The organism is Nocardioides sp. URHA0032, from assembly GCF_000620645.1.
Lineage (GTDB): Bacteria > Actinomycetota > Actinomycetes > Propionibacteriales > Nocardioidaceae > Nocardioides.
Genome location: NZ_KK211159.1, coordinates 870,987 through 877,320 on the forward strand (window position 1 = coordinate 870,987; position 6,334 = coordinate 877,320).

The following is a 6,334-nucleotide window of genomic DNA, read 5'->3' on the forward strand; positions in this document are numbered from 1 at the left end:
TCAGGCCGGGTGGTCGCCGGTGTCGTCGGTCGCGTCGAGCGCCCGGCGCAGCTGCTCGTGGGCGGTCTCGAAGACGCCCACGTGCTCCTCGATCGGGCGCTCCTCGAGCTCCTCGACGGCGACGATCACCTCGTCCACGCCGGAGACCCCCGTGCGCACGGCCTCCGGATCCGACGGCACCGTCTCGGGCTCCTCAGTCATGCTCCGAGGCTATCGCGCGGGCACCTCGAGGGCGGACACGTGCACCGGTTCGCCGCTCCGGTCCAGGTGGTCCCACGCCGTCTCGGCGACGACGCGCCACCAGTCCGCCGGATCGCCCGCGCCGGAGACGGCCAGGCTCCGGCCGTCGGTCGCGGCCCGCCAGCCCCCCAGCTCGAACCCGTCGCCGGCGGCCGCCGGTGCCCGGTGCGCAGCCAGGAGCCCGGCCAGGTCCGGTGCCAGGTACGTCGGACGCTGATCCGCCGGCGCCACCACGAGCTCGGCGAGCCCGGTGACCCCGGTCAGCACCAGCAGCGAGTCGAGACCTGCGTGCCGAGCGCCCTCGATGTCGGTGTCGAGCCGGTCGCCGACCATCAGCGGGCGCTCGCCGCCGACCCGGCGCACGGTCTCGTCGAGCAGTGGTCGAGCCGGCTTGCCCGCCACCTCGGGGTCGACCCCGGTGAACCGACGCAGCATCTCCACCTGCACGCCGTGTCCGGGCGCGACCCCGAACGCCGCCGGGAACGTGTGGTCGGTGTTGCTCGCCACCCAGGGCAGGCCGTCCCGGATCCGCACCGCGGCGCGCATGATCGCCGACCACCGCACGTCGGGCCCGTAGCCGGTGGTGATCGCGACCGCGTCGTCGTCGGCGCCCACGGGGACCAGGCCCTCGGCCTCGAGCGCCTCCCGCAGTCCGTCCGCCCCCAGGCACACGATCCGGGCACCGGCGCCGAACCGCTCCGCCACCAGGCGGGCAGCGGCCTGCGCCGAGGTGACGACGTCCTCGGTCCTCGCGTCCACCCCGAGGTCGCGCAGGTGCTCGGCGACGGTGGCCGGGGGCCGCGAGGCGTTGTTGGTGATGAACGCCAGCCGCAGGCCCTCCGCACGCGCCTGGGCGAGGTGCCCGGGGGCGCCCGGCACCGCGTCGCCACCGACGTAGACGACGCCGTCGAGGTCGAGCATCGCGAGATCGTAGGCTCGGCACAGGGCCTGCGCTGACGAGCCGAGCACGCGTGCCTCCTCGGGATGCGGATGTGCCCGCACCCTACGATGCTCCGATGGACGCCGGCTCCCTGGTCCCCCCGCCGCACGTGGCGCGGCCGCTGCGGCTCCTCCCCTTCCGGGGGCTGACCCTCGCCCCGTCGCGCATCGGAGCGCCGTCCTCGGTCCGGGCCTTCACGCGGCCCTACCAGGACGTCGCCGAGCGCCTCCAGCGGTGGGAGCGGCGGGACCAGCTCAGCCGTGACGACCACCCCGCCGTCTACCTGCACGAGTTCACCACCGGTGGGGTCACCGTGCGCGGCCTCGTCGGTGCGCTGGACATCTCGCACCGAGCGGCCGGGCGAGGCGACGTCGCGGTGTTCCCCCACGAGGGCGTGCACCCGGCGCAGGTCGAGGAGCTCGCCGCGCGGATGACCGAGATGCAGACGAACCCGGCGCCGATCCTGCTGGTGCACCGCGGCCCGGCCGCGGTCCGGGACCTGATGGACGCCACCCAGGCGGGCCCGACGCTGCGTGAGTTCACCGACCGGGGCGGCCAGCACCACCGGGTCTGGGCGATCCGCGACCCGGCCGACCTCGCCCTGCTCGAGGGCTGGCTCTCCCCCACCCAGGCACTGATCGCCGACGGGCACCACCGGTACGCCGCCTATCTCCAGATGCAGCACGACGACCCCCGTCCCGCGACCGACGCAGGTCTGGCGATGCTCGTCGACCAGGACGACACCCCGTTGTTCCTCGGCCCCATCCACCGGGTGCTCGGTCACGTCACGCTCGGCTGCCTGCGCGCCGCGGTGGAGCAGGTGGGCGCGACGTTCGGGGAGGTCGACGCCGAATCCGCGGTCGCCGCCCTCGCCCCGGACACGATGGCCGCCACCGACGGGCGGGCGTGGGCGACCGTGCGGCTGGAGCTGCCGCCGGGACGCGTGGCGGTCGAGGTCCTGCACGAGCGGGTGCTGCCCGCGCTGGCGCCGCAGCCGACCCGCGTCGGGTACCACCACGCGGTGGACGAGGCGCTGGCCAGCGTCGCCAAGCGCCCCGGCCTCGCCGTCTTGATGCCCGCACCGGAGTTCGCCCAGGTGCTCGCCACCAGCTCGGCCGACCGCCTGCTGCCCGAGAAGGCCACGTCGTTCCAGCCCAAGCCCAGCGTCGGCGTGCTCATCCGCTCGCTGCGCGACGAATGACGCGGCCCGACGCCATCTCGACCTCGACCCTGGACGCCGCCGCGCCACCGGCCCGGAAGAACCGCCGGTGCAGCGCGCCGACCACCTCGACGACGTCGCCGGCCGACCAGCCGCTCACCGACCGCCGGGCCCGGGCGGACCACGCCGCGCACTCGATCGCGTCGACGCTCTGACGCGACCTGCCGGCGGGGACGGTCCGGGGCACCACGACCCGGAACGTCCAGACGGTGTCGCCGCTGGGCAGCTCCCGCTCCTCGGGATCCTGGGAGACCCGGCCGACCAGCCGGACCTCGTTGCTCATGGCGGCCTCGGTCGCGGCTCTGCTCTTCGGCTCGGTCCTCGAGCCTGACTTCGGTGCGGACATCGCACATCACCTCCGCGAAGAACACTCCGCGGGAGGACGGACAACCGCGGCCGGGGCGGAGCCGCGCTGTGCAGAGCCCGGTTTTCATCCGCACTGTGGATCGAAGGTGGGCCGGACGTCGCTGGGAGGTCGGCCGAACATGCCCCGAAATGCCGAGCAGGGCCACCCTTATCGGGTGGCCCTGCTGGGAAAGAATGTCCGGCGGCGTCCTACTCTCCCACAACCTCTCGGTTGCAGTACCATCGGCGCTGAAAGGCTTAACTTCCGGGTTCGGGATGGGACCGGGTGTTTCCCTTTCGCCATGGCCGCCGTAACTCTTGCGACCGGTGTCGTGGTGTCTGCACACGACATCGACCAAGTATTCAGTTGATCAATCAGATCTCTAGTGGACGCGAGGCTTTGTAGGTTCAATTGAGGGTTTGTAAGACAAGCCCTCGGCCTATTAGTACCGGTCGGCTGGGCATTGCTGCTGTACACCTCCGGCCTATCAACCCAGTGTTCTGCTGGGGGCCTTACCCCCTCGAGGGGGTGGGAAACCTCATCTTGAAACGTGCTTCCCGCTTAGATGCATTCAGCGGTTATCACTTCCGAACGTAGCTAACCAGCCGTGCCCCTGGCGGGACAACTGGCACACCAGAGGTTCGTCCATCCCGGTCCTCTCGTACTAGGGACAGCCTTTCTCAAGTTTCCTGCGCGCGCGGCGGATAGGGACCGAACTGTCTCACGACGTTCTAAACCCAGCTCGCGTGCCGCTTTAATGGGCGAACAGCCCAACCCTTGGGACCTACTCCAGCCCCAGGATGCGACGAGCCGACATCGAGGTGCCAAACCATCCCGTCGATATGGACTCTTGGGGAAGATCAGCCTGTTATCCCCGGGGTACCTTTTATCCGTTGAGCGACGTCGCTTCCACATGCCGACGCCGGATCACTAGTTCCGACTTTCGTCCCTGCTCGACATGTCTGTCTCACAGTCAAGCTCCCTTGTGCACTTACACTCAACACCTGATTGCCAACCAGGCTGAGGGAACCTTTGAGCGCCTCCGTTACATTTTAGGAGGCAACCGCCCCAGTTAAACTACCCATCAGGCACTGTCCCTGAACCAGATCATGGTCCTAGGTTAGACATCTAGTACGACCAGAGTGGTATTTCAACGTTGACTCCACACTCACTGGCGTGAATGCTTCACAGTCTCCCACCTATCCTACACAAGCCGAACCAAACACCAATACCAAACTATAGTAAAGGTCCCGGGGTCTTTCCGTCCTGCCGCGCGTAACGAGCATCTTTACTCGTAGTGCAATTTCGCCGAGTCCACGGTTGAGACAGCGCCCAAGTCGTTACTCCATTCGTGCAGGTCGGAACTTACCCGACAAGGAATTTCGCTACCTTAGGATGGTTATAGTTACCACCGCCGTTTACTGGGGCTTAAGTTCTCCGCTTCGATACCCGAAGGTATCTGACAGGTCCCCTTAACCTTCCAGCACCGGGCAGGAGTCAGTCCGTATACATCGTCTTACAACTTCGCACGGACCTGTGTTTTTAGTAAACAGTCGCTTGGGCCTGGTCTCTGCGGCCATCACCGCTTCGCAGAGCTAGTCTGCTCACGGATCCGGCCCCCCTTCTCCCGAAGTTACGGGGGCATTTTGCCGAGTTCCTTAACCATGGTTCGCTCGATCGCCTTGGTATTCTCTACCTGATCACCTGAGTCGGTTTGGGGTACGGGCGGCGCGTAGCTCGCTAGAGGTTTTTCTCGACAGCATAGGATCACCCACTTCACCCATACGGGCTCGGCATCACATCTCAGGGTCGTGATCGAACACAGCAGCCCGGATTTGCCTGGACTGCCCCCTACCTGCTTACCCGTGGACAACCATCGCCACGGTTGGGCTACCTTCCTGCGTCACCCCATCGCTTGACTACTACCAGATCGGGTCCCACGCTCCGCCCACCGGCCTCGCCCCGAAGGGTCCGGTCCGATGAGTTTCGGGTGGTTAGCATCACCGGGTTCGTCATGGGCGCTACTTTGCCGGTACGGGAATATCAACCCGTTGTCCATCGACTACGCCTGTCGGCCTCGCCTTAGGTCCCGACTTACCCAGGGCAGATTAGCTTGACCCTGGAACCCTTGATCATTCGGCGGCAATGTTTCTCACATTGCATTCGCTACTCATGCCTGCATTCTCACTCGTGTCGCGTCCACCCCTGGATCACTCCGAGGCTTCACTCGCGACACGACGCTCCCCTACCCATCCACACACCTGGACCCACAACCGTGGGCCGAGTTGACGCATGAATGCCATAGCTTCGGCGGATGACTTGAGCCCCGCTACATTGTCGGCGCGGAATCACTTGACCAGTGAGCTATTACGCACTCTTTCAAGGGTGGCTGCTTCCAAGCCAACCTCCTGGTTGTCACTGCGACTCCACATCCTTTTCCACTTAGTCACCGCTTAGGGGCCTTAGCTGATGGTCTGGGCTGTTTCCCTCTCGACTACGGAGCTTATCCCCCGCAGTCTCACTGCTGCGCTCTCACTTACCGGCATTCGGAGTTTGGCTAACGTCAGTAACCTGGTAGGGCCCATCGGCTATCCAGTGCTCTACCTCCGGCAAGAAACACGCAACGCTGCACCTAAATGCATTTCGGGGAGAACCAGCTATCACGGAGTTTGATTGGCCTTTCACCCCTATCCACAGGTCATCCCCTCAGTTTTCAACCTAAGTGGGTTCGGTCCTCCACGCGGTCTTACCCGCGCTTCAACCTGCCCATGGATAGATCACTCCGCTTCGGGTCTTGATCGTGCTACTCAAACGCCCTCTTCGGACTCGCTTTCGCTACGGCTCCCCCACACGGGTTAACCTCGCAACACAACGCAAACTCGCAGGCTCATTCTTCAAAAGGCACGCCGTCACCCCAACACCCACATAACATAGCGGTGGGCAGCCGGGCTCCGACGGATTGTAGGCACACGGTTTCAGGTACTATTTCACTCCCCGCCAGGGGTACTTTTCACCTTTCCCTCACGGTACTTGTCCGCTATCGGTCATCAAGGAGTATTTAGGCTTAACGGGTGGTCCCGCCAGATTCACACGGAATTTCAGGAGTTCCGTGTTACTTGGGAACACACTCCAGAGTCACGCACTTACACTTACGGGGCTATCACCCTCTACGGCGCCACTTTCCAGCGGACTTCAACTTCACACGCGATTTCTTACTCTGTCACACGCCGGCAGACATGTATGAATGGTCCCACAACCCCCCATGCGCAACCCCTGCCGGGTATCACACGCATAAGGTTTAGCCTCCTCCGATTTCGCTCGCCACTACTCTCGGAATCACTATTGTTTTCTCTTCCTGTGGGTACTGAGATGTTTCACTTCCCCACGTTCCCTCCACACACCCTATACATTCAGGCGCGGGTAACACGACATGACTCGTGCTGGGTTCCCCCATTCGGACACCCCCGGATCACAGCTCGGTTGCCAACTCCCCAGGGCTTATCGCAGGCTCCTACGTCCTTCATCGGCTCTTGATGCCAAGGCATCCACCATGTGCCCTTCATAGCTTGTCTCACAAACACTCAACAAA

4 protein-coding genes and 2 rRNA genes are annotated in these 6,334 nt (G+C 64.8%); 1 reads left to right on the forward strand and 5 read right to left on the reverse strand.

Annotation, left to right across the window (positions count from 1 at the left end; all coding sequences use genetic code 11):
- Both N538_RS0118030 and N538_RS0118035 read right to left on the reverse strand, forming a co-directional pair.
- The gene (locus tag N538_RS0118030) at positions 1-201 is read right to left on the reverse strand and encodes a hypothetical protein (RefSeq protein ID WP_028638461.1); all 201 of its coding nucleotides are present in this window, start codon (positions 199-201) and stop codon (positions 1-3) included.
- Between the two features lie 9 nt (positions 202-210).
- Complete coding sequence (locus tag N538_RS0118035; protein ID WP_081790571.1) at positions 211-1,161, reverse strand: HAD-IIA family hydrolase; 951 nt, start codon at positions 1,159-1,161, stop codon at positions 211-213.
- A 95-nt stretch (positions 1,162-1,256) separates the two neighbouring features.
- On the opposite strand from N538_RS0118035, the gene N538_RS0118040 reads away from it, so the two are divergent.
- Entirely contained in the window at positions 1,257-2,381 is a 1,125-nt protein-coding gene (locus N538_RS0118040) for a DUF1015 family protein (RefSeq protein ID WP_028638463.1), read from the forward strand.
- Here the strand turns inward: N538_RS0118040 and N538_RS0118045 are convergent.
- From N538_RS0118045 to N538_RS0118055, 3 genes are all read right to left on the reverse strand, one after another.
- On the reverse strand, positions 2,356-2,682 hold the full coding sequence (locus tag N538_RS0118045) for a single-stranded DNA-binding protein (RefSeq protein WP_028638464.1): 327 nt from the start codon (positions 2,680-2,682) through the stop codon (positions 2,356-2,358). The two genes, N538_RS0118040 and N538_RS0118045, sit on opposite strands and share 26 nt — an antisense overlap.
- 259 nt (positions 2,683-2,941) lie before the next feature.
- Positions 2,942-3,058: ribosomal RNA gene (rrf, locus tag N538_RS0118050) — 5S ribosomal RNA — on the reverse strand.
- 109 nt (positions 3,059-3,167) lie between these two features.
- Positions 3,168-6,317: ribosomal RNA gene (locus N538_RS0118055) — 23S ribosomal RNA — on the reverse strand.
- Positions 6,318-6,334 lie beyond the last annotated feature (17 nt).